Origin of the sequence: Thioalkalivibrio sp. ALJ15 (assembly GCF_000383695.1) — a bacterium.
GTDB lineage: Bacteria > Pseudomonadota > Gammaproteobacteria > Ectothiorhodospirales > Ectothiorhodospiraceae > Thioalkalivibrio.
In genome coordinates, this window is the sequence record NZ_KB912057.1 from 463617 (window position 1) to 486867 (window position 23251).

The following is a 23251-nucleotide window of genomic DNA, read 5'->3' on the forward strand; positions in this document are numbered from 1 at the left end:
GCCTAGCGCACCCCCCCGCTGGTGGCACCCGAGGCGGCCGGGCGGGCCGGCGCGGCATGGCTGGCCGCCTTCGCGGCCGAGCGCGAGTGCGGGTCCACCGCATCGCGCAGGGCCTCGCCAATCAGGTTGTAGGCGAACACAGTCAGGAAGATCGCGCCCCCCGGGAAGGCCGCCATCCACCAATTGAAGGTGGAACTCTGCACCGCCTGGTTCAGCATCTGCCCCCAGGAGGGCTCGTCCACCAGCCCCAGGCCCAGGAACGACAGCGTGGCCTCGGCGAGGATCGCGGAGGCCACGCCAAAGCTGGCCGCCACCAGGATCGGCGCGATCCCGTTGGGCAGCATATGGCGGAACAGGATCGAGGGCAGCGACAGCCCGGAGGCGATCGCCCCCTGCACGAAGTCCTGCTGGCGCAGGCGCAGGAACTCGGCGCGCACATAACGCGCATAGCCGGACCACGACGTCAGGCCGATGATCAGCATCATCAGGTACAGCGAGCGCCCGAAGAAGGCGACGAAGGTCAGCAGCAGGAACAGCGTCGGGATGGCCTCGAAGATCTCTACCAGGCGCATACCGATGATGTCCACGATCCCCGAGAAATAGCCCATCAACCCGCCCAGTATCACCCCGATCCCAAGTGCGATCCCGGTGGCGATGAAGCCGATGGACAGGGCGATGCGCGAGGCATGGATCATGCGCGAGAGCGCGTCCGCGCCGTTGTCGTCGGTACCGAACCAGTGCACGCGATCGGGGGACTCGCGCGGGGCCTCGAGCCCGGTGTCCGCGTAATCCCGCAGGTAGTCGCGCGGCGAATACGGGATCGGCGCTCGGATCACGGTCTGGTATTCGCCCTGCGCCTCGGCCTCGCGGTACTGCTCGTAGATCACCAGCGAGGGGGCCGAGACCGTCTGCCAGGCGACCGCCCCCAGAATCGCGCTCAGCACTCCCCAGAGTACAAAGCGCCGCCAGGGCCGGCCGGGCAGCAGCCAGAACACGCCCGCCAGCACCAGCATCCCGAACAGCGTGACATCCGCCGCGGTCAGGTAGCGCAGAAACGGCATGGACCAGCCGTCCGCCGTCTGCACCAGCAGCGGGTGCGAGCTGGCCAGCACGGGCGCCAGGATCGCGACCAGCGTCAGCAGCGCGATCCAGCCGATCCCCAGCCGCGCCCCCCAGCGCAACAGCACCTCTCCGACCACACGACGTGCCCAGGAGCGGCTGCGACGGCCCTCGACCTGCTGTACCGACTCAGTCATAGCTCACCCGCGGGTCGACAATGGCATAGGCCAGGTCCGCCAGTAGATAGCCAACCAGGGTCAGCACGCCGGAGATCAGGGTGATCGACAGCACCAGTTCACGGTCGCGGGTCTGCACCGCCTCCACCGCGAGCTTGCCCATCCCGTCGATCGAGAAGATTGCCTCCACGATCACCGAGCCGGCCAGCAGCGACGGCAGCAGGGTGGCCGAGACGGTGATCAGCGGTAACAGACTGTTGCGGAACACATGCCGCCACAGCACCTCGTGCTCGGGCACGCCCTTGGCACGCGCGGTGCGGGCATAGTCCGAGTTCAGGTTCTCCAGCACGGACGAACGCGAGAGTTTGGCCAGGAAGGCGAGCCCTCCATAGGACAGGCACAACACCGGCAGCACCAGGTGCCAGGCGCGATCGAGCAGGAAACCCGGGACCATGCTGCCCGGCGCCAGGCCCAGCGCTATCGCGAACCCCGCGGCCAGGCCCACCGTGCCCAGGTAGAAGCCACGCAGCACGCCCCAGTCACTGTGCGCCATCAGCCAGCCCAGCACCACACCGGTCGCCATGGCAACCGTCGTACTGATCCAGCCCGCCGGGGCCAGGTCACTGAACATCAGCCAGCCGCAGAAGGCCCCGACAGCCGCACCGAGCCCGCCCCGGATCAGCGCCGGCAGGTAGCGCGCCAGATAAATACCGAGCGCCGCCCCCAGAAACGGCAGCACCAGCAGCAGCGGTATGGCCCAGGCCACCTCCACCGTCGGCAGGAAAGTCATGTCCAGCGCCGCCCGCTGGCTCAAGCCCCCGGTCGGAAACCATTGCCAGAACTGATCGGAGGCAAAGAAACCGATCAGCAGCACGCCCGCCAGCATTGTGGGCACCGACCAAAGGGCCAGCAGCACCACCCCGGACTGGGAATCGAAGGCCTGCCCCTGCTGGGTGGCTGCCCGCACCCCGACGGCCACCGCCACGATGTAGATCAGTGGTATGGACAGCACATTCAACAGCAGGGTGATCGGCAGGCGTTCGGCAATCAGATCGGAAACCGGGCGGCCAAAGCGGAAACTGGTCCCGAGATTGGGGGCCTTCAGCTTCGGCCAGCCGGTCAGCGAGCCGTCCTCGTCCTGGGCAAAGCCCACCGGCGAGATGTTGTTCAACCAGCGCCCGTACTGCACCGGCGGCGGCTGGTCCAGGCCATAGAGGCGGTTGTAGTACTCCTCCATCGCCTTTTGCGCCTGCGGCTCCAGCCCCTGCCCCTCGATCAGGGTCAGTGCGCTGATGCCACCGGGCGCGGCCGCCATCACGGCAAAGACCACGATCGTGATGCCGAACAGCGTCGGCACCATCAGCATCAGGCGGCGCAGGATGTAGGTCAGCATGGCGTGCGCGGGTTCTCTGGCACTCCGGCCCCGGTTGGCATGCGGCTACTGCCCGTACCGCTGCTGGTCAAACGGGACGTAGATCTCCACCGGCACGAACCCGAGGTTCAGGCCGAGTGCCGTCTGTTCCAGGTTCTGGATACGCCGGTCGATGAAGGCAAGGGTCTGGCGCCGCATCAGGAAGGTATACGGCTGATCCTCCACCAGGATCCGCTCGGCCTCGCGCCAGTGCTCCATGCGCTTGTCTTCGTCCACCTCGCCGCGCGCGGCCTCGATCACGGCATCCAGCTCGGGGTTTTCGTAGTTGATGAAATTGTCACCACCAGAGACCGTCTGGCTGGAGTGGAACATCTGGTAGATGTCCACCTCCACGCCGCTGGTCCAGCCCAGGGTAATGGCATCGAAGTCCTGGCGGCTGAGCTTCTCCAGCATCACCGACCACTCGGTTGGCTGCGGCCGCATATGAACCCCGGCGCGGGCATACAGATCGCGCAGGAACAAGGCGATACGGCGGGTGTCCTCGTTGTCCTGGAAGTACACCAGGTCGAACGAGAACGGCTCGCCGTCCTCATTGATCAGCACCCCGTCGCGGTTCTTCTCGGAGTAGCCGGCCTCGGCCAGCAGCTCCAGCGCGCGTTCGACATCAAAGGGGATGTGTTCGAGGTCGGGGTTGTGCTGGTCGCTGCGTGGGCTGAACGGGCTGATCGCGCGCTCGGCATAGCCCAGCATCACCTGCTCGATCAGGCGATCGACATCCGTCAGATAGCTCATCGCCCGGCGCACGCGGGGATCGGCAAAGCGGGTCGGCTCGCCATCGCGCTTCTGGTTCCAGCCGATATAGGAATAGCCCGCGGTCGGGCTCATGTATTCGTGGGTATCCGCGCGTTCACGCAGGGCCTCGTCATCGCGCAGCCGGGCGTATTCGCGCGGCCGGGCCCCGTAGACGTCGATGTCGCGGTTGCGGAAGGTCGTCAGGCGCGCGCTGTCATTCTGGATCACGCGCCAGACGAGCCGGTCAAACGAGGGCTCCACCGGCCCCCAGTAGCGCGGATTGCGCTCCAGTTCGATCCGCCCGGCATCCGGCGTCCAGCCGGTCGGGTCCTCGAGCCGGTAGGGGCCGGATCCCAGCAGAATCCCGCGCGACTCGTTGAACGTCTCGGGCTCGTCGAGGTAGCGCTCGTAGAAATGCTTTGGCAGGACGTTCAGCCCACCGGCGACCCGCAAGGCGTCAAAATACGGCTCCTCGAAGGTGAACACGACGGTACGCTCGTCCACCGCCTCCACCTTCTCGACCTTCTCCAGGAAGGCCCGCGCGCGCGGCACCGCGATCGCATCGGTCATCAGGAAGTTGAAGGTGAACTCCACGTCCTCCGCGGTCAGCGGCTCGCCGTCGGAGAACTGCAGGCCAGGACGCAGCTGGAAGGTCAGCTCCTGACCGGATTCATCGAAGTCCCAGGACGCGGCCAGCAAGCCCTGCCAGTCCAGGGTCTCCGGATGGCGCTGCACCAGCGATTCCAGCACGTAGTTCTGTACGTCAGCGGCATAGGCGTCGCTGGAGACATAGGGTGTGATCGTCGCCAGCCCCGTACCGAAGGCCTGCACCAGCCAGTCGCCCTCGGCATAATCATCACGCCCCGCCGCCTCGGCCGCCCGCTCGAATGCCGAGGGGACCTCCGCGACCCGAGGTGCGCGCTCGCCGTCCCCAGTGGTGAAACGCCCCGAGGCCAGATCGGACTCGAGACTCTGCAGACTGCGGCGCAGTGCCCGCAGGTCGCGCGCCTGCTCGCTCATCATGTTCTGCATGGCGGCCATGCGCTGCCACTGGCGATCCACCTGCACCATGACCAGCAACAACAGGATGCCCAGCACGATCAGGGTGACAATCCAACCAAAATGACGACTCACAAGGCCTCCGCTCTTGAGTGGCACCGACGTCCGCGCTCCCCAGGGACAAACGATGCAGACCGCACTTCGCGCACTATAGCAATCCCGCCCGCCGCTCTCACCGGGTGCAGGGGAACACTGACCAATGTACACACTCGCGTTGGCACCCCTGTGCAGAATGACTGCACGGCAGTCACCGCGCCTCGTTCACACACAAAGGCGACTCGAGCGCGAGCGTGTACATTGGTCAGTGTTCCCCTAGCTGGCCCGACCCGCGGCACATCGGTATGATCCCGAGACAGTCGCGTCGGCACTGGGTTCCCGCCCGGTCCGGCCGCCACGGGGCGGCCCCTTTCAAGGGCGCCGACACGAACCAGATTCAAGGAGATTCACATGGGTTTTCTGAAGGGCAAGCGCGCGCTGATTGTCGGCGTGGCCAGTAACCGCTCCATCGCCTACGGCATTGCCTCGGCCATGCATCGCGAGGGCGCCGAGCTCGCGTTCACCTATCAGAACGAACGGTTGCGCGACCGTGTGGAGAAGCTGGTCGCCGATTTCGACTCCGACATCCTCGTGCCCTGCAACGTCGAGGACGACCGCGAGATCGAGCAGGTCTTCGAGCGTCTGGACGATTACTGGGACGGCGTCGATATCCTGGTGCACTCGGTCGCCTTCGCCCCGAAGGAGCAACTGGACGGCGATTTTCTCGACAACATGACCCGCGACGGCTTCCGCATCGCCCACGATGTCAGCTCCTACAGCCTGGCGGCCCTGGCCAAGGCCGGTCGCGGCATGATGAAGGACCGCGACGCCTCCATCCTGACCCTGAGCTACCTCGGCGCCGAACGCTCCATGCCGAACTACAACGTGATGGGTCTGGCCAAGGCCAGTCTCGAGGCCAATGTCCGCTATCTCGCCTACACCCTGGGCCCGGAAACCACTCGCGTGAATGCGATCTCCGCCGGTCCGATCCGCACGCTGGCCGCCTCGGGCATCGGCGAGTTCAAGCGCATCCTCGACCACGTCGAGGCGAACGCGCCGCTGCGCCGCAACGTGACCACCGAACAGGTCGGCAATGCCGGGGCCTTCCTCTGCTCCGACCTGGCCTCCGGGATCACTGGCGAGGTGATGTACGTCGACTCGGGCTACAACACCGTCGGCCTGGGCGCTGCCGAGATTGGGCTCGACAAGGATAGTTAAGCTCCCCTAGCCGGGTACGCGACCCACGAAAAAGGCCCGGTCCGCGAAAGCGGGCCGGGCCTTTTTACGTTCGGCGGTTCCGGTGAACCGCCCGTTGGGCGCGACTAGTCCAGGTTCTCCGGATAACGCTTGATATCCGCCTCGGATTCCAGCCAGGCCAGATAGGCACGGAACTCGGCGCTGGCATAGGCATTGCGCATCAGTTCGCGGGCCTGCTGGCGCATCGCCGCATCCGCCTCCTGCTCGTCGAGCCGCACTTCGTGCAGGATCGCGACGGCGAAGTCGCCAGTCCCCAGCCGAGTGCCGCTGATCTCGACGGCGTCCTCGCCCGGGGCCGACAGGCGGAACAGGTGCTGCTGCAAGCCACCGGGCACGCCGTTATCGCCATCTACCGGCGAATCCCGGCGCACCTCGCGCTCCATCTGCCAGGCGTCGTCATCCTCGATGGCACCCGCCCAGTCGTCGGCGTCACGCAGCCGCGCGATCAACTCCTCACCCGCTTCGCGGGCGGCTTCGGCGGCAGCCTCGCGCCGCAGACGCTCGCGGATCTCGTCCTCGACCTCGGCCAGCGGACGGACCTCGGACGGCTCGTGCTCCTCGATTCGCAGCACGACAGTCGAGCCATCCTGCAGGTCGATCGCCTCGCTGTTGTGACCATCCTCCAGCACGCGTGGATCGAAGGCCGCATTGCGGATCGAACGGTGCTGGGCGATGCCGTCGCCGGAGCCGCGGGTAAACCAGTCGCTGGTCTGGATCTCCAGACGGGTAGCCTCGGAAGCCGGCTCCAGGCTGTCCGGGTATTCGGCGGCCTGCCCCATCAGGTCATCCAGGGCGTCGATCTGCATCTGTTCGGCGCTGCGGTCGCGCAGATCGCGTTCAACCTCGTCCCGCACGTCCTCGAACGGTTGCGGGCGGGCCTCCTGGATAGACGTCACCTCGAGGATGAACCAGCCCCGGTCAGTACGCACCGGGCGGCTGATCAGCCCCTCCGGCAGCGTGAAGATGATGGTCTCGAGCGTGCGATCCAGGTCGCCGCGGGCGATCTCGCCGAGGCTGCCGCCACGGTCGGCACTGAGGCTGTCCTCGGAATACGCTTCGGCCAGCTCGGCAAAGTCCTCGCCGTCGTCCAGGCGATCGCGCAGTTCGTTGATCTTCGCCTCGCCTTCCTCGCCGGTATCCTGAATCCGGATCTGGCGCACTTCGCGCAGCTCCGGTTCTTCGTAGCGGCTGCGGTTCACCTCGTAGTGCTGGCGAATATCGTCCTCGGACACATCCACCGCGTCTTCCAGTGCCTCGGGGTCGAGCTGCAGGTAGGCGATACGCACCCGCTCTTCGGTGGTGAAATCGTCCTGATTGGCCTCGTAATAGGCCTCGATCGCCTCGTCGTCGACCACGTCCGGCTGGTCGAAATCATCGACCGGGAAGATGCGCCAGCTGGCGACACGCGTCTGGTTGCGCAGGCGGCTGAAGTCATCCACCACTGCATCCGCCGGGAAGCCCGTGGCCTGGATGCCGCCCTGGAGCTGCGACAGGGTGATCGACCGGCCGATGTCGCGCTCGAAGTCCGACGGGCTCAGACGCTGCGCATTGAGCAACTGCGCATAGCGCTCGCGACTGAACTGGCCACCTTCCTGGAATACGGGCATCCCGCGGATCTCGCGCGAGATGCTGTCCCCTGCGGCCTTGAAGCCCGCCGAGTCGGCTGCCTGGCGCAGCAGTTCCTGGCGAATCAGGGTCTCCAGCGCCTGCATGCGAATGCCCTCCTCGTCGAGCAGGTCATCCGGGATCTGGCCACCAAACATGCGGGCCATCTGGTCCCGCTGTGCGCGCGCCTCGTTGTGCACGTCGCGCACCTGGATATCGGTCCCGTTGACCTCGGCCGCGACGAGCGGGCCGGAGCCACCGAAATATTCCCCGAGCCCCCAGACAGCAAAGGGGATGGTAATCAGGCCGATAATCACATAGGCGAGCCAGCCGCTCGCCCGGTCGCGAATTGCTTGCAGCATGGTGGTCTCTGCGTGCTCCGGGGTCGCCCCGGCGCTTGGTGCCGGGGGTTTCAGAATCAATCAGCGATGGTAGCAGGAGCGGCGCCCCGCGTCTGCGCCAGCCCCCGGCCGAAGCCGGGAAATTCGCTCACCAGGGAGACACTGATCGAATCGCACGTTAGCGCGCAAGTCGCTTTTGCGCGCGATTCGATCAGTGGCTCCCTAGACGCGGGTACGCCCCGACAGCAGGGCATCCACTCGGTCGAGGTCCTCCGGGGTATCGACACCCGGCGGATGCGCCTCGCCGCGACGGCCGACCTGGATCCAGGCACCCATGGCCAGGGCCCGCAGCTGCTCGAGCTGCTCCAGCTGTTCCAGGGCGGCGGGTGGCTCGGCACTCATGCGACGCAGAAAGCCGGCACGGTAGGCATAGACGCCAAGATGCCGGGTCGCCTGATCCAGCGCCGGGGCACGGCCTTCCCGATGGGCCTCGCGATCCCAGGGGATCGGGGCACGCGAGAAATACAGGGCGCGCCCCGACGCATCGGTGACCAGCTTCACCTGGTTCGGGTCGGCCAGGTCCTCTGGGCGGCGGATCGGGACGCCGAAGGTCGCCATGTCCGCTTCCGACGCGTCGGCCAGCAGGCGGGCCAGGTCATCCAGCAGCGGCCCCGGGGTCAGCGGCTCGTCACCCTGCAGATTGACCACGATGGACTCGTCGCCCCAGCCCTCGGCGGCAGCCACCGCCGCGATGCGGTCGGTACCGGAGGGCAGGTTGGGATCGGTGGCAAAGGCCTCGACCCCGCACTGGTGCGCGACATCGAGGATACGCTCGTCGTCCGCCGCGACGATCACGCGCGAGGCCCGGCTCTCCTTCGCCCGGGCGATCACATGCGCGATTAGCGGGCGCCCGGCGACAGCCGCCAGCGGCTTGCCCGGCAGCCGACTGGAAGCCATCCGGGCCGGGATCACGACATGGAAGGCGGCCATGGAACGCTCAGGCGTCGCGCCAGCGCTCCTTTTCCTCGTCCGACAGGGCGCGGGCCTCGTCCTCCAGCATCACCGGGATTTCGTCGCGGATCGGATAGGCGAGACCGGCGGAGACGGAGATCAGTTCCTGGTTCTCGCGGTCGTACTTGAGCGGGCCCTTGGTCACCGGGCAGACGAGAATATCGAGCAGACGCTTGTCCATTTAATACCCCAATAGTAGTTGCGACGCGGTCAGATCAGCGTCTTCTTGATTCGGGCGACCGTCTCCAGACGGGCCAGCAAAGCCGACTCGAAGGCGGACGGCACGCGGGCCGCAATCGGCCAGTACCAGTGATTCTCCTGCGCGAACGCCCGGCATTTTACGGCATCCTTCTCGGTCATCAGAACCGGCAGCCCGTCACCGAAGCGGATCTGGTGCGGACGAAAGCGGTGATGATCCGGAAACGGGTGGCGGATGATGTCGATCTGGGCCGCCTCGAGCATGCGAAAGAAGCGCTCCGGGTCGGCGATGCCGGCGACCGCATGGGCATCGCGACGGGCAAAGCGATGCGGCTTGTAACCCTCGCCATGCCCATCCACGCGCTGCAGACGGCTGGACGGCACCAGCTCCATCGCGAACTCGCCGGGGCCGGGCTCGCCCCCGGTCACCAGCACGAAGTCCGCCCGCTCCCGCGCGGTCTTCGGCTCGCGCAACGGCCCGGACGGCAGACACAGGCCATTCCCCAGCCGGCGCTTGCCGTCGATCATCAGGATGGTGATGTCACGCGGCAGGCGGTGATGCTGCATCCCGTCGTCGGCAATCACCACATCCACGCCCTGGTCCGTCAGCGCCCGCGCCCCGCGCACACGATCGCGGTCGACCTGCACCGGGACCCCGGTGCGCTGTGCAATCAGCAGGGGTTCGTCCCCGACCACCACGGGGTCGGACAGCGGGGTCACTCGAATCCCCGCGACATCCCCACGCCCGCCGTAGCCCCGGCTGACGATACCCGGACGATACCCGGCATCCGCCAGGCGCTTCGCCAGCCAGATGGTCATCGGGGTCTTGCCGCTGCCACCCACCGTCAGGTTGCCGACCACGATCACCGCCTTGGCCGGGATCGTGATGCCCCGCCGGGCCTGCTCCAGACGATGGCGATTCCACTCCACCGCCCCGGCATAGGCCAGCGACAGCGGGTACATCGCCGCCGCGAACGGCCCGCGCTGACACCACTGATCCCAGATTCGGGCGCCCAGCCACGCCTTGAACCGGCCCATGGCTACCAGTCCCAGACCCGCCGCAGCACGGCATCGAAGTTGGCATCCACCTGCCGGCGCTCCTCCCAGAAGCGCCGCCGGGCCGCATCGCCCTGCTGGCGCCGGGTGGCGGGGTCGTCCCGCAGGCGCGCCCAGGCCTCCAGCACGGCGGCGGAGTCCTCCAGCACCGGGCATGGCACCTCGGTGGCCGGCGCCTCCCCCAGACTCACGGCCGCGCCCCCCGCCAGCCCCTGCCAGAGGGCCTGACGGTCGGGCGCGGCCAGGTGTACCGCATGCGCGGCGCTGGCGGCGGCCGCAAACCAGCGCCGGTCATCCAGATGCAGGATGCCCCCCGGCGCCAGCGCCGAGCGATCCCAGTCCGAGACCCGCAGCCCGGCCCCCGGGAGATCGCGCGCAGTCGCCGCCGCCCCGCCCCGGCGACTGGCCAGCAGGATATCGGTCGCCCCCATGCCGGAAGCCTCCCAGGCCGCACGCCACGCCGACCACTGGTCGTCACGTCCATGCCACCACCACAGCCGCTGCACCTCCCCGCCCACCAGGGCGCGCAGGACCACGTCCGCCTGGGCCTCGACGAAGCGCGCCTGGGGATCGGCGACCGGCAGTGTGTCGGCCACAGCATCCTTGGCCCAGCTCGTGGATGTGTTCAGGGGCCAATACTGGTCCACTGGCCGCGCGGGTTTCCACGTGGGGGTACGGGTATTGACCACCACCACCGGGCATCGGGCCTGCGCCAGCAGGCTGCGCGGGGCATCGCCCCCGGCCAGGAGGATGCCGTGGGGCTGGAAGCGATCCAGGACACGGCGCACCACGCGCGGGCGATCGCAGGGGCCATAGCCCACTCCGACCTTCTTGAAAGGCTGCATGTGGCGCTCGAACAGCTCGGGGTAATCCTGCTCGAAGGTCAACACGATACGCACGTCCTGACGCTTGTCGCGCACCGCCCCCAGCAGCTCGATGCCCAGACGTACATCCTCGGGAGTGCCGCCAGCCTTGATCCAGACGAGACGCCCGCGCTCGGCAGGCGGGCTCAGAAAACCGCGGCGCGCCCGAGCCCGGGCCCCGTTGCCCTGGCGATAGTCGCGCCAGACGGCACGCCAGACCGGCAGCGGGCGGTCGCCGTAGCCCGCCGCCTCATCCCCCATGCGCAGCCCCGAAGGCGGCATCTTCTCGCGCGCCATCAGTCATCGTCGTCGCGCGCGCCCAGGGTCGCGATCGAGACAGAGGTAATGCCCAGGCGCCCGACCACGTCCAGCGCGCGCACCACCGACTGGTGCGAGGTATTGGCATCGGCGCGGATCAGCACGGGATCGTCCTCGCGGCCCTCGCGCGCCTCGGACAGCACGCGTTCCAGGGTCTCGGCGCGGCGGTTGACCAGCTCCTGGCCGTTGACGAAGTAGTTGCCGTTGGCATCCACCACGATATCCAGCCAGGCCCGTTCGACCACCTCCGCCTCGCGGTCGGCCGACGGCAGGGTCAGCTCGATGTCGGCATGCTGATCGAAGGTGGTCGAGACCATGAAGAAGATCAGTAGCAGAAACACCACATCGATCAGCGGCGTCAGATTGACGCCCGGCTCGTCATGGTGCGGCCTGCGAAAGTTCACGCGGTGACTCCGCCTTCCGGAGTGGCGGCGGTTGCATCCCGCTCGCCGTGGATGACTTCGACCAGCTTGGTCGCCTCCTGCTCCATCTCCAGCACCAGCTCGTCGATGCGGCCCCGGAAGTAGCGGTGGAAGGCCAGCGCCGGGATCGCCACGCCGATGCCGGCGGCGGTGGTAATCAGGGCCTGGGAGATGCCCCCGGCCAGATCGCGCGGGCTGCCCACGCCGATCTCGGTGATCACGGTGAACACCTCGATCATCCCGACCACGGTGCCGAGCAGGCCCAGCAGCGGGGTAATCATCGCGATGGTGCCGAGCGTATTCATGTAGCGCTCGAGTTCGTGGGCCACCCGACGGCCAGCCTCCTCGATGCTCTCCTGGGTGATCTGGCGCGCGCGGTCATGGGTCGCCAGGCCGGCGGCCAGCACGGCGCCCAGGGGCGAACCGGCCCGGATGCGCTGGATGTCCTCCAGGGTCAGCCCCTTCATGCGCATCTGTTCCCAGATCGTGCCGAGCAGGCGTGGCGGGACCACGCGCGAACGCCGCAGCGTCCACAGGCGTTCCAGAACGATGGCCACCGCGAGTACGGAACACAGCAGGATCGGCAGCATCAGCCAGCCGCCCGCCTGTACGATCTCCAGCATTCGGTCTCTCCCTCTTGGCTCGTCGGGCCGGCGCGTCAGTCGCGCCGGAACACGGCCATGGATTCCACATGGGCGGTATGCGGGAACATGTCCATGATCCCGGCCCGCTCCAGGCGATAGCCATGATGATGCACCAGGCGCTCGGCGTCACGGGCGAGCGTGGCCGGGTTGCAGGAAACATAGACCATGCGCTCGATGCGCTGCGGCGCCAGTGCCTCGATCACCGCGGCCGCGCCGGTACGCGGCGGGTCCAGCAGTACGCGGTTGTAGCGTTCGGCCAGCCATGCGGCGTTCTTCAGGGCCTCGACGTCATCCAGATCGGCGCGTTCGTAGCGGGTGTTGGCGATGCCCTGGTCGCGGGCATTGGCGCGCGCCCGTGCCAGCATCGCGTCGTCCACCTCGACACCGACCACCTCGCCCTCGGGCACCGTGCGCGCCAGCGGCAGGGTGAAGTTGCCCAGCCCGCAGAACAGATCCAGCACCCGCTGGCCCGGCTGCAGGTCCAGCGCGGCCAGCGCCTGCGGGACCATCTTGCGGTTGATGCCGGCATGCACCTGGATGAAGTCCGTGGGCATGAACGGGACCGACACGCCGTAGTCCGGGTGGCGATAGACCAGTGGCTCGATCGGCCCGGCCAGCGGTTCCACCGTCTCCGGGCCGCCAGGCTGCAGGTACACCTGAATGCCCTCGGCCTCCGCCCAGGCCGACAGGCGCGCGCTGTCCGCCTCGGACAGCGGATCGAGGTTGCGGAAGATCAGCGCCACGCGCTCGTCGTCATCCACCGCCACCTCGATCTGCGGCAGGCGGTCGCGCGCCTCGAGGCCGCCGATCAGCTCGCGCAGGGCCCGAATGCGCTGCCCCACGGCCGGGTGCAGCACCTCGCAGTGGTCCATCTCGGCCAGATACGGGCTGCCGCGCTCGCGAAAGCCAACCAGCACCCCGCCCTTCTTCGGCACGTACTTCGCCCCCAGCCGCGCGGTGCGGCGGTAGCCGAGGGTGGTGTCGGTCAGCGGCTCGAAACGGGCCTCCGGGGTCACGTGGCCGATACGCTCCAGGGCATCGAACAGGGCCTGCTCCTTGATCGCACGCTGGTTCTCGATGGAGGCATGCTGCAGCTTGCAGCCGCCGCACAGGCCGAAAAACTCGCAGGGCGGTTCGACCCGGCCCGGGGCCGGCTCCAGCACCTCGACCACCTCGGCGCTGTCGAAGCGGCGCTTGCGCCCGGTCTGCTGGGCCATCACCCGCTCGCCCTTCAGCGCCCCGTGGATGAAGCAGGCCTTGCCATCGCGGCGGATCACGCCCTGGCCATCCAGCGTGACCTCCTCGATGGTGGCCTCGAAGGGGGTCTTGTCGATGCGTGCCATCAGTCCGCGCGTCCGGCCGGCTGCCAGGCGTCGAGGAATTCCCGGTGGTGGGCCGCGCCGCTGGCCTCCAGGTACTCGGCCAGCTGCTGCTGCCGGCTGGCCAGGGCCGCGTCGGTCAGATTGCCGCGCATGTACTCGAAGCGCAGCCAGACCAGATAGGTGTTCAGCACGTCGTGCTCCACGTAGTCGTGGATCTCGCGGGCGCGGCCGTCGCGCCAGGCCGGCCAGACCTTCGAGCCATCCATGCCCAGCTTGCCGGGGAAGCCCAGCAGGCTCGCCATCATGTCGAGGCTGGTGACTGCACGGCCCTGGAAGCCGGCCAGCACGTCCATCAGGTCCACATGGCGCCAGTGGAAGCGCGACAGGTAGTTGTTGTAGCGAAACTCGCGGTCGTCGTCGCCCTGCTCCCAGTAGCGCGGGGCCTGCACACCGTTGACCAGCGCGCGGTAGTGCAGCACCGGCAGGTCGAAGCCGCCGCCGTTCCAGCTGACCAGCTGCGGCGTGCGCTTGTCGATTACATCGAAGAACTGGCGCAGGAGCTCGGCCTCGGTCGGTGCCTGGCCATCCTCGCCCTCGCGCCCGAAGGCGGAGAGTTTCAGCGCGTCGCCCCCCTGGTAGAGCACGCCGATGGAGACGATACGGTGCAGCGGGTGCTTCAGGAACTCCGTGCCGGCTTGCGCGCGGCGCAGGGCGAACAGCGCCTCGGCCACCTCGTGATCGCTCAGGCCCTCGAAGTCGTGCAGGCGCCGGGCGCCGTCGATGTCGGGGACGGTCTCGAGATCGAAGATCAGGACCGGGGCACTCATGACGGGAACACGCCGGTGGAGATGTAGCGGTCGCCGCGGTCACAGATGATCGCGACGAAGGTCCCGCCCTCGGTCGCGGCCGCAAGCTTCAGGGCTGCGGCCACGGAACCCCCGGACGAGACCCCGGCGAAGATGCCCTCCTCGGCGGCCAGCCGGCGCATGGTGTCCTCGGCCTCCTCCTGGGTCACGTCCACGGTCTGGTCCACCCGCGAGGCCTCGAAGATGGTGGGCAGGTACGCCTCCGGCCAGCGCCGGATACCGGGGATGGACGATCCCTCGGTGGGCTGCACGCCGACGATCTGCACCTCCGGGTCGCGCTCCTTCAGATAGCGCGACACGCCCATGATGGTGCCGGTGGTCCCCATCGCCGAGACGAAGTGGGTCACCGTACCCTCGGTGTCGCGCCAGATCTCCGGGCCGGTGCCGATGTAGTGGGCCTCGGGGTTGTCCGGGTTGCCGAACTGGTTCAGCACCCGGCCCTTGCCCTCGGCCTCCATGCGGTCGGCCAGGTCGCGCGCGCCCTCCATACTCTCCTCGCGCGAGACCAGCACCAGTTCGGCGCCAAAGGCCTTCATCGAGGCGCGGCGCTCGGCGGACATGTTGTCCGGCATCACCAGGATCATGCGATAGCCCTTCATCGCCGCGACCATCGCCAGCGCGATGCCGGTATTGCCGCTGGTCGCCTCGATCAGGGTATCGCCGGGCTGGATGTCGCCGCGGCGCTCGGCCGCCTGGATCATGTTCAGTGCGGGCCGGTCCTTGACCGAACCGGCGGGATTGTTGCCCTCGAGCTTCACCAGCACGGTGGACGGCAGATCCGCCGCCATGCGCTGCAGGCGCACCAGCGGCGTATTGCCGACAAAATGCTCGAGGGTCGGGAAGGATTCAGGGTGCAGGCGTTTCTTCATGCGCGCAGAGTATAACGACCGGGCCCTGTCCCTGCCCATGCACGCGACGGTCCGGCGTCGGGGCTTCCCATGGAGATTGCTTCGTCGCGCTGCTCCTCGCAATGACGCGAAGGGGGCACCGTCATCGCGAGATTCCGCCGGGGGCGCGGCAACTTCCGTCCGGAACCACCGGAACCGAATTTCGGGCGCCCCGCAAGCGTCAGGCGATTGCTTCGTCGCTTGGCTCCTCGCAATGACACCAAAAGGGCACCGTCATCGCGAGGCGCGCAGTGCCGTGGCGATCGGTGTGATCAGGCCGCCTGCGCAAGCTTATCTCGCAACCTTCCGGCTTCCGGCCTAAGATCCAGTCATGCTCGTACTGCTGGAATACCTCGTCGTCACCTTCCTGGCGGTGTTCGTGATCGTGAACCCGCTGACCACCGCGTTCATCTTCATGGCGATGCTGCCACGCGCCTCGGAGGAGAAGCGCCGGGCGATCGCGCTGCGCTCGGTGAAGGTCGCCACCTCCCTGCTGTTCGCCTTCGCCCTGCTGGGCGGGGTGATCTTCCAGCTGTTCGGGATCACCCTGGCGGCGTTTCGTATCGCCGGCGGGATCATCCTGTTCGGCATCGCGATCGGCATGATCCGGCAGAAGGGGGCGACCGAGAAGGAGACCGCCGAAGAGGTGAAGGCCGACAAGGGGCACGTGACCGAGGACATCTCGGTGATCCCGCTGGCGATCCCGTTCATGAGCGGCCCGGGTGCGATCGCCACGGTGATGATCCTGACCAGCGAGGCCCCGACCGTCTACCACACGGGACTCGTGTTCCTCGGCGTGCTGGCCTGCATGGTCGCCTGCTACTACGCGATGGTCTACTCGCGCTATATCGTCCAGTACCTGGGCGACACCGGGAAGGACATCCTCACCAAGGTCTTCGGCCTGATCCTCGCGGTGCTGGCCGTGCAGTTCGTGATCAACGGCATCAGCGACGCCGCGATCGGGTTCATGCTGGATACGCAGATGCTGGACGAGAACGAGGTGGAGGACCCGCGCGTGCCGGCGCGCGATCACGATTAGGGCACCGCAACGGCCCTCCGGGTCAGGCCGTATCGGGCTCGCGGTTGCGCCGAGCGAGATGCACCGGAATCGACGCCAGCAGGGCGGCCACGAACAGGAACAGGCAGAACAGGATGGCGTTGGCCAGGCCCAGCCAGGCCTGCAGCAGGCCAATCCCGACCAGGCCAAAGATCGCGGCCGCCCGCGCCGACAGCGCCCAGAAGCCAAACCAGCGCCCCGCCTCGCGGACCGGCACCATCATGCCCACCAGCGCGCGCCCGGCCGACTGCGCGGCCCCCAGACACAGCCCGGCAATGATCCCGACCCCGAGAAACACCATCTGCGCCTCAACGGGCTGGCCCAGCAACGCGCTCAGCCACTGTGCAATGGCCGAGGTACCGAAGATCGCCAGCACCGCCAGCGCCCACAGCGCCAGGGTGATGCGGTAGATACGCACCGGCCCGACGCGGTCCATCAGGAAGCCAAACCCGATCGCCCCGATGATCGCCGTGACCTGGGTGATCACGAACATCGCGATGCGCACGGACTCCTCCCACTGGATCACCTGCGAGCCGTAGATGAAGGTGAAGGAGATGATGATGTAGATCCCGGCCATCATGAAGAAGATGGACACATACAGCGCACGCAGCTCGCGGCGCTGAGCCAGGGTGACCAGCGCCTCGCGCACGCGGCGCCAGCCCAACCCCAGTTGCAACCGCCGACGCATCCGCCGGCGCGTGCCGCGCTCTTTCAGGAACAGGAAGGTCGGGATCGCGGAAATCAGGAAGAAGGCCGCGGCGAACGGCCCCACCCAGCGGATGCGCTCGAAGTTCTCCTCGCTGACATCGCCCAGCAGACCCAGGGCAAAGGCGGTGGCAATCAGCCCGCCGACATAGCCCATGCCCCAGCCGAGCCCGGAGATCCAGCCGAGCTTCTCCGGCGGCCCGAGGCTCGGCAGGAAGCTGGCGATAAAGGATTCGCCAATCGCATAGCCAAAGTTGGAGGCGATGATTAGCGCCATGCCGAAGACCACCAGCCCCGGCTCGACGAAGTAGAGCATCGCTGTGGCAACCACGGTCAGCATCCAGGAGGCCATCAGGAAGCGCTTGCGCGAGGCCGTGGCATCCATGATCGCACCGGCGAATGGGGCGGCGATCACCACCATCCCGTAGCTGATCGCCAGGGCCAGGCTCCACAGCAGATTGCCCAGCCGGTAGTCCGGCCCGTCGCCGACGATGATGCGGGTGAACAGATCGCCGAAGATCACCGTGATGATCAGCAGCGTGTAGGCCTGGTTGGCAAAATCGAACATCGCCCAGCCGAAGATCTCGCGGCGCGGGGCGGGGGCATCGACGGGGTGACGCCGGATCAGCGGCATAGGGAGATCAGCAGTGGTGGACTTGCGGCATCCTAACGCGAATCCGCCCGGCAGTTTTTGAGCTTACGGCCGGATGGTGTAGGCCCCGCCGTCGAACTCGACCTCGAAGGCATCCAGGAACGCCTGGCCCAGACGCGAGCGCGGCAGGTCCTCGTCCGTCAGGACAATCACCGGGACGTCATCGCGGGCCAGATGCCCCAGTTGCAGGCGGTCAACGCGCAACGAACGCCCCTCTACCCTTCCACGGGCGCGTTCGACACGGACCGACTCCCCGCGATCCGGATCGAGACCCGCGCGCCGGGCATCGCGTTCGCGCAGCAACACCCACTCGGCCTCGGGATCAACCACGAAGGTCACCGCGTGGCCGTTGACCCCGCCGGTGACCGCGTGCTCGCCCGCCGAATCCCGATGCACGGTAACCCCGGCGCCACGCCGGTCGGCCTGGGGGGCACCGGCGCCGCGGGGGCGTCTTTCCACCCGAAGTTCACGACGCTCGCCGGCGCGCTCGACCACCGCGCCACTGCCGGAGATGCGCAGCACCCGCACCCCGCCCGGTCCGGTCTCGCCCTCGCCGACCAGCGCGCGCTCGCCGTCGACCGACAATACGACCTGATTGCCGAACACGGCATGCAGCTGCCAGTCCTCCGCCGCTACCGGCGCGGCGAACAGACAAAGCAGGATGATCACGGCGGTGCGTGGCATGCCCCGGTTATACCCTGACCACCTGAACCGTACCAGAACGGCTTCTCCCTGCATCGCGCGACGCCTGCGCTTGCTACCATCGGGAGACATCCCTTGCGGAGTCATGCATGTCCGCCACTGCCCTCGCCGCCGCGGTGCCCACCCGGGCGCCGGCCAACGCCGCCCGCCAGCTGTTCACGCTGGTGCTCCTGCTGATGGGGCTGTGGCTGCTCCACCTGAACCTGCGCGTGGCGCCCGAGGCGGTAATCCTGGCCCTGTGGATCGGGGCGACCCTGCTGATCGGCTACGGCGGCTTTCGCCGCCACCGTCTGCGCCGGGCCGCCTTCCTGCGCGGCTACCTGGATGCGGAAAGCCCGTGGAGCGAACGCCTGCGCGGCGGCCCGCTGATGGCGTTGCACCACCTGCTCGTGGGCGCCCTGCTGGGCGGGCTGCTGGTGCTGGCGCTGGCCCGCATCCAGACTCCGGCGGTGTGGGCGATCCTGGTCGCGGGCGCGCTGGCACTGGTCCTGCTGGAGGCCGCCTTTGCCCGTCTGATCGCCGGTCATGCGCACCCGCGGCTGGCCCCGGAGCTGGCCCGGCGCGGCGCCTTGTGGATCACCGGCGGCGGGCTGACGCTGGCGTTGCTGGTTCTGGCCCTGCGTGGCTGGTATCCGGACCTTTCGGGCGCCTCGCTGGAACAGGTGATCTGGTTCATGGTGGAGCACGAAGGGGCCCGCAGCGCGGTGCTGGAGATCGGGCTGCAACTGGCCGCGGCCCAGGACGGGCTACGCCTGTGGCTTGGCCAGCAGTGGCTGCCGCCTGGGGCCCAGCCTCTGCCGGTGCTGGTGGCCTGGTCGCTGCTGCTGATCGAACAGGCATTCCTGGCCGCCGGCTTCCTGCTGCTGGCCAACGGGCTGTTCCCGCCGCGTGATCCCGGCGATGACCCCGCGCAACCGTAGACTCCTGCGGACCTTGGTCTGGTTCGCGCTGACCGCCCTTGCGGCGGCCGCGTTCCTGGCCCAGGTCGATCGCCACGAGCCGCGTCAGTGGGACGACCAGGCGCATGTCGAGCTGGAGTTCGAGGGCGAGCGCTATCGGCTCGACGGCGACCGGCTGAGCCGCCTGGAGCGCTTCTCGCTGGAGTGGCTGGAGGCCGGTGACGAACAGGTCCGAGCCCAGTGGCAAACCCGTATTGATCACAAGCTGGACCAGCATTTCCAGATCCTGCACGACCGCGTGCCCGAGGTCGCGGACTGGTACTTCTCGCTGGGTGCGGAATATCAGCGCCTGTTGCTCCGCGGCGCCCAGTGGCTGGGCACAGCCGAAGACGACGCGGCCACGCGGGCCCTGCGCGACCGGCTCCTGCCGGCAGACCTCTGGGACGGCCCCCTGCAGACGCTGGCCGAACGGGCGCAATGGGGTCTGGACGAGGATCAGCGCAAGGTCCGCGATGCCTGGCGCATCGCCCTGACACGCGAGATGGCCGACGCCCGTGTACCCGCCACGCCGGCGGCCCTGCAGTCGCCGATCGAACAGCACGCGCGCATCGAGCGGGCCCAGCAACTGGCCAGCGCAATGGACGCGGATCTCGCCCGGCTGGAACAGCGCGCGGGCCTGGCGGCCACTGCCGCCGCCGGAACGGGACTGGCCACCCCGCTGATCGCCCGTGCGGTCCAGGCCCGGCTGGCGGCCCAGGTGGCGCGCAGTGGCGGTGCGGCACTGACCCGGGCCGGGCGCGCGGGGGCCCTGGGCGCAGGCGTCTGCGCCTGGAGCGGTCCGGTCTCGCTCGGCTGCGGAATCGTGGCCGCCGGCGCGGCCTGGGTCGGGACCGACTGGGTGCTGCTGCGCATCGACGAGGCGCGCCACCGCGAGGATCTCGAGGCCGCCCTGCACGAGGCCCTGGACGCCCTGCATACCGAGACCCGCCTGACCTGGCAGCAGGCCATTGCCGAGCATGTCGAGGCACGCCACTCGGCCAGCCGTGAGGCGATCGACCGGACCTTTCAGCCGTGGAAGGCGGCCCTGAATCCGTGAACCGCGGCACCCGTTGCAGCCCCGGCAACCCCTGCGCGCCTGCGGCGTCTCGGCAGCGAGCGGGGCCTGCGTTACACTCCGCGCACCGAATTGACGCGCCCGCTGCCTCGACATGAACACGACCTCCACCCGCCGCAAGACTGTCCCCGTTCGCATCGGCCCTGTCACCGTCGGTGGTGATTCCCCGGTGATGGTGCAGTCGATGACCAACACCGATACCGCCGATGCGCTGCGCACCGCCGTGCAGGTGGCGGAGCTGGCGCGCGCCGGCTCCGAGGTCGTGCGCATTACGGTCAACTCCGAGGACGCGGCGAAGGCGGTGCCGGAGATCCGCGAACGGCTGGAGGCCATGGGGCTGGAGGTGCCGCTGGTCGGGGACTTCCACTTCAACGGGCACAAGCTGCTGACCAAGTACCCGGAGTGTGCCGAGGCGCTGGCCAAGCTGCGCATCAATCCCGGGAATGTCGGCCGTGGTTCGAAGCGCGACGCCCAGTACGCCGCGATGATCGAGACCGCGATCCGCTACGACAAGCCGGTGCGGATCGGCGTGAACTGGGGCAGTCTGGACCAGGCCCTGCTCGCACGCATGATGGACGAGAACAGCCAGCGCGCCGAGCCGGCCGCACCCGAGGCGGTGATGCAGGAGGCGCTGATCGCCTCGGCACTGGAGAGCGCGGCCGAGGCCGAACGCATCGGTCTGGCCCATGACCGCATCATCCTCTCGGCCAAGGTCAGTGGCGTGCAGCCGCTGATCAGCGTCTACCAGGACCTGGCCGCGCGCTGCGACTACCCATTGCACCTCGGGCTGACCGAGGCCGGCATGGGCACGAAGGGCATCGTCGCCTCCACCGCCGCCCTGGCCGTGCTGCTGCAGCAGGGCATCGGCGACACCATCCGTATTTCGCTGACCCCGGAGCCCGGCGGCGACCGAACCAAGGAGGTCCTGGTCGCCCAGGAGATCCTGCAGAGCATGGGGCTGCGCAGCTTCCTGCCGTCGGTGGTGGCCTGCCCCGGCTGCGGCCGCACCTCCAGCGAGTATTTCCAGCACCTGGCACAGGACATCCAGTCCTACATCCGCCAGCAGATGCCCAACTGGAAGCAACAGTACCCGGGCGTGGAGGAGATGACCGTCGCGGTAATGGGCTGCGTGGTCAACGGCCCCGGCGAGAGCAAGCACGCCAACATCGGCATCTCCCTCCCCGGCACCGGCGAGCAACCCGTGGCCCCGGTCTACGAGGACGGCGAGAAGACCGTGACGCTCAAGGGCGAACGCATCGCCGAGGAATTCCAGGCCCGCGTCGAGGCCTACATCGAACGCCGCTACGGCCAGACCGCCTGACGCACCACTATCTCGAGGCGCTACAGGAACGCCGTTTCGTTGAAGGAACGCAGCTTGCGACTGTGGATTTCCTCGATGGGCATGTCGCGCAGCGACTCCATTGCGCGAATCCCGATCTGCAGGTGGCGCGACACCTGTGTTCGGTAGAAGCTCGACGCCATGCCTGGCAGTTTCAGTTCACCGTGAAGCGGCTTGTCGGATACGCACAGCAGCGTCCCGTAGGGGACGCGAAAGCGGAACCCATTGGCCGCGATGGTTGCGCTTTCCATATCCAGGGCGATCGCCCGAGACTGGCTGAGGCGCTGCACCGGCCCGGACTGCTCCCGCAACTCCCAGTTCCGATTGTCGATGGTGGCTACCGTGCCGGTGCGCATGATCTGCTTCAGGTCGTAGCCTTCGAGCTGCGTGATCTCCGCCACGGCATCCTGAAGCGCGATCTGAATCTCGGCCAAAGCCGGAATCGGCACCCATACGGGCAGATCGGCATCGAGCACGTGGTCTTCGCGCAGGTAGGCATGGGCGAGAACGAAATCCCCCAGCGCCTGAGAGCTTCGCAGCCCGGCGCAATGACCCACCATCAGCCAGGCACGCGGGCGCAGCACGGCGATATGGTCGGTGGCAGTTTTCGCATTCGATGGCCCCACACCGATATTGACCAGCGTCACCCCCGCCCCGCCCGGACGCTGCAGGTGGAAGGCCGGCATCTGCGGCAAGCGGGGCCGTGCGGGGATCGGCGCGTCAGGGTCGGTGATCACGACATCCCCCGGCGCCACGAGCGCGGTGTAGCCGCTGCCGGGATCGCTTAGCTGTGCACGGGCGAAGGCCTCGAACTCGTCCATGTAGAACTGGTAATTGGTGAACAGGACGTGGTTCTGGAAATGCTCGGGCGCAGTGCCCGTGTAATGCGCAATCCGCGCCAGCGAGTAATCCACCCGCTGCGCGCTGAACAGGGCCAGCGGCAGGGAGCCGTCCTCGCGCGCCACGGCGTCACCATTGGCGGCCTCGTCATTCATGGTGGCCAGATCCGGCACATCGAAATGGTCGCGCAGCGAGCGCTCCTGCCCGTCATGCTCCAGCGGCTTCACCTCACCCCTGCCGGCCATGGCAAATTGCAGGGGTATCGGCGTTGTGGAGGGACCCACGCTGACCGGGACGCCATGGTTCTGCATTAGCAACGTGATCTGCTGATGCAGGTAATCCCGGAACAGGTCCGGGCGGGTCACCGTTGTCGTATACGTTCCCGGCTCCGTTACGTGGCCGAAGCTCAGGCGCGAATCGATCGGATCGAAGCGCGAGGTGGAAAAACGGATTTCCGGATAGCAAGCCCTGAAACGGGCCGCCGGCAGCTCACCTCTGGAAACACCATCAAACGCTTCGACAAGAAATCGTGTTGCGGTCGCGTAGAGCTCTTCCAGGCAGGCGACCGCCTGGTCGGCATCCGTAAAAGAGCGAAACTCGGGCACCGCAGGGGCCTGAATTGGAGGCAAGCTGTTCGGCGTCATCCGGATTCTCCTTTC

General features: G+C 67.8%; 21 protein-coding genes. 5 read left to right on the forward strand and 16 right to left on the reverse strand.

Going from position 1 to position 23251, the window contains the following annotated elements; all coding sequences use genetic code 11:
• Nucleotides 1-2: 2 nt before the first annotated feature.
• The 3 genes from G015_RS0105810 to G015_RS0105820 are packed head-to-tail and all read right to left on the reverse strand — an operon-like array spanning nt 3 to nt 4533.
• Nucleotides 3-1256, reverse strand: coding sequence for an ABC transporter permease (locus G015_RS0105810; RefSeq protein WP_019023970.1), 1254 nt, complete (start codon nt 1254-1256; stop codon nt 3-5).
• On the reverse strand, nt 1249-2628 hold the full coding sequence (locus G015_RS0105815) for an ABC transporter permease (RefSeq protein ID WP_020146296.1): 1380 nt from the start codon (nt 2626-2628) through the stop codon (nt 1249-1251). Before G015_RS0105815 ends, G015_RS0105810 begins: the two co-directional genes overlap by 8 nt.
• 45 nt (nt 2629-2673) lie before the next feature.
• Nucleotides 2674-4533, reverse strand: a complete 1860-nt coding sequence (locus G015_RS0105820; RefSeq protein WP_019023968.1) for a peptide-binding protein — start codon at nt 4531-4533, stop codon at nt 2674-2676.
• 372 nt (nt 4534-4905) lie between these two features.
• Between G015_RS0105820 and G015_RS0105825 the strand changes: the two genes are divergently transcribed.
• Nucleotides 4906-5712 (forward strand): enoyl-ACP reductase, encoded by an 807-nt coding sequence (locus G015_RS0105825; RefSeq protein WP_018138759.1) that lies wholly within the window; start codon nt 4906-4908, stop codon nt 5710-5712.
• Nucleotides 5713-5816: 104 nt separating this feature from the next.
• Here G015_RS0105825 and G015_RS0105830 read toward each other — a convergent pair whose 3' ends face one another.
• The 10 genes from G015_RS0105830 to cysM all read right to left on the reverse strand — a co-directional run bounded on the left by G015_RS0105830 (nt 5817) and on the right by cysM (nt 15266).
• Nucleotides 5817-7718, reverse strand: coding sequence for a SurA N-terminal domain-containing protein (locus tag G015_RS0105830; RefSeq protein ID WP_020146297.1), 1902 nt, complete (start codon nt 7716-7718; stop codon nt 5817-5819).
• Between the two features lie 201 nt (nt 7719-7919).
• Nucleotides 7920-8687 (reverse strand): 3-deoxy-manno-octulosonate cytidylyltransferase, encoded by a 768-nt coding sequence (gene kdsB, locus G015_RS0105835; RefSeq protein ID WP_019023966.1) that lies wholly within the window; start codon nt 8685-8687, stop codon nt 7920-7922.
• A gap of 7 nt (nt 8688-8694) precedes the next feature.
• A complete protein-coding gene (locus G015_RS0105840) occupies nt 8695-8889 on the reverse strand; it encodes a Trm112 family protein (RefSeq protein WP_012982008.1) in 195 nt (64 codons plus the stop codon).
• Between the two features lie 29 nt (nt 8890-8918).
• A complete protein-coding gene (gene lpxK, locus G015_RS0105845) occupies nt 8919-9944 on the reverse strand; it encodes a tetraacyldisaccharide 4'-kinase (RefSeq protein WP_019023965.1) in 1026 nt (341 codons plus the stop codon).
• A 2-nt stretch (nt 9945-9946) separates the two neighbouring features.
• Nucleotides 9947-11086 carry a glycosyltransferase N-terminal domain-containing protein gene (locus G015_RS0105850; protein WP_028490892.1) on the reverse strand — a complete coding sequence of 380 codons (1140 nt, stop codon included), beginning with the start codon at nt 11084-11086 and terminating at the stop codon, nt 9947-9949.
• Nucleotides 11087-11121: 35 nt separating this feature from the next.
• A complete protein-coding gene (locus tag G015_RS0105855) occupies nt 11122-11547 on the reverse strand; it encodes a biopolymer transporter ExbD (protein WP_020146299.1) in 426 nt (141 codons plus the stop codon).
• A complete protein-coding gene (locus tag G015_RS0105860; protein WP_020146300.1) occupies nt 11544-12188 on the reverse strand; it encodes a MotA/TolQ/ExbB proton channel family protein in 645 nt (214 codons plus the stop codon). Before G015_RS0105860 ends, G015_RS0105855 begins: the two co-directional genes overlap by 4 nt.
• A 35-nt stretch (nt 12189-12223) precedes the next feature.
• A complete protein-coding gene (gene rlmD / locus G015_RS0105865; RefSeq protein ID WP_020146301.1) occupies nt 12224-13552 on the reverse strand; it encodes a 23S rRNA (uracil(1939)-C(5))-methyltransferase RlmD in 1329 nt (442 codons plus the stop codon).
• The gene (locus tag G015_RS0105870) at nt 13552-14358 is read right to left on the reverse strand and encodes a 3'-5' exonuclease (protein ID WP_020146302.1); all 807 of its coding nucleotides are present in this window, start codon (nt 14356-14358) and stop codon (nt 13552-13554) included. The genes rlmD and G015_RS0105870 overlap by 1 nt, the downstream gene beginning before the upstream one ends.
• Nucleotides 14355-15266 (reverse strand): cysteine synthase CysM, encoded by a 912-nt coding sequence (gene cysM, locus G015_RS0105875; RefSeq protein WP_020146303.1) that lies wholly within the window; start codon nt 15264-15266, stop codon nt 14355-14357. Before cysM ends, G015_RS0105870 begins: the two co-directional genes overlap by 4 nt.
• 349 nt (nt 15267-15615) lie before the next feature.
• On the opposite strand from cysM, the gene G015_RS0105880 reads away from it, so the two are divergent.
• On the forward strand, nt 15616-16323 hold the full coding sequence (locus tag G015_RS0105880; RefSeq protein WP_020146304.1) for a MarC family protein: 708 nt from the start codon (nt 15616-15618) through the stop codon (nt 16321-16323).
• 22 nt (nt 16324-16345) lie between these two features.
• Here the strand turns inward: G015_RS0105880 and G015_RS0105885 are convergent, their stop codons facing one another.
• Both G015_RS0105885 and G015_RS0105890 read right to left on the reverse strand, forming a co-directional pair.
• Nucleotides 16346-17680: an MFS transporter gene (locus G015_RS0105885; RefSeq protein WP_019023959.1), complete on the reverse strand. Its 1335-nt coding sequence runs from the start codon at nt 17678-17680 to the stop codon at nt 16346-16348.
• A 63-nt stretch (nt 17681-17743) separates the two neighbouring features.
• Nucleotides 17744-18382, reverse strand: a complete 639-nt coding sequence (locus G015_RS0105890; protein ID WP_019023958.1) for a TIGR02281 family clan AA aspartic protease — start codon at nt 18380-18382, stop codon at nt 17744-17746.
• Between the two features lie 107 nt (nt 18383-18489).
• Between G015_RS0105890 and G015_RS0105895 the strand changes: the two genes are divergently transcribed.
• The 3 genes from G015_RS0105895 to ispG all read left to right on the forward strand — a co-directional run bounded on the left by G015_RS0105895 (nt 18490) and on the right by ispG (nt 21734).
• On the forward strand, nt 18490-19320 hold the full coding sequence (locus G015_RS0105895) for a hypothetical protein (protein ID WP_020146305.1): 831 nt from the start codon (nt 18490-18492) through the stop codon (nt 19318-19320).
• Nucleotides 19301-20395 carry a hypothetical protein gene (locus tag G015_RS0105900; RefSeq protein ID WP_019023956.1) on the forward strand — a complete coding sequence of 365 codons (1095 nt, stop codon included), beginning with the start codon at nt 19301-19303 and terminating at the stop codon, nt 20393-20395. Before G015_RS0105895 ends, G015_RS0105900 begins: the two co-directional genes overlap by 20 nt.
• Nucleotides 20396-20507: 112 nt before the next feature.
• Nucleotides 20508-21734, forward strand: coding sequence for a flavodoxin-dependent (E)-4-hydroxy-3-methylbut-2-enyl-diphosphate synthase (ispG, locus tag G015_RS0105905; RefSeq protein ID WP_020146306.1), 1227 nt, complete (start codon nt 20508-20510; stop codon nt 21732-21734).
• A gap of 20 nt (nt 21735-21754) precedes the next feature.
• Here ispG and G015_RS0105910 read toward each other — a convergent pair whose 3' ends face one another.
• The gene (locus tag G015_RS0105910) at nt 21755-23236 is read right to left on the reverse strand and encodes an AMP nucleosidase (protein WP_018138776.1); all 1482 of its coding nucleotides are present in this window, start codon (nt 23234-23236) and stop codon (nt 21755-21757) included.
• Between the last annotated feature and the right edge of the window lie 15 nt (nt 23237-23251).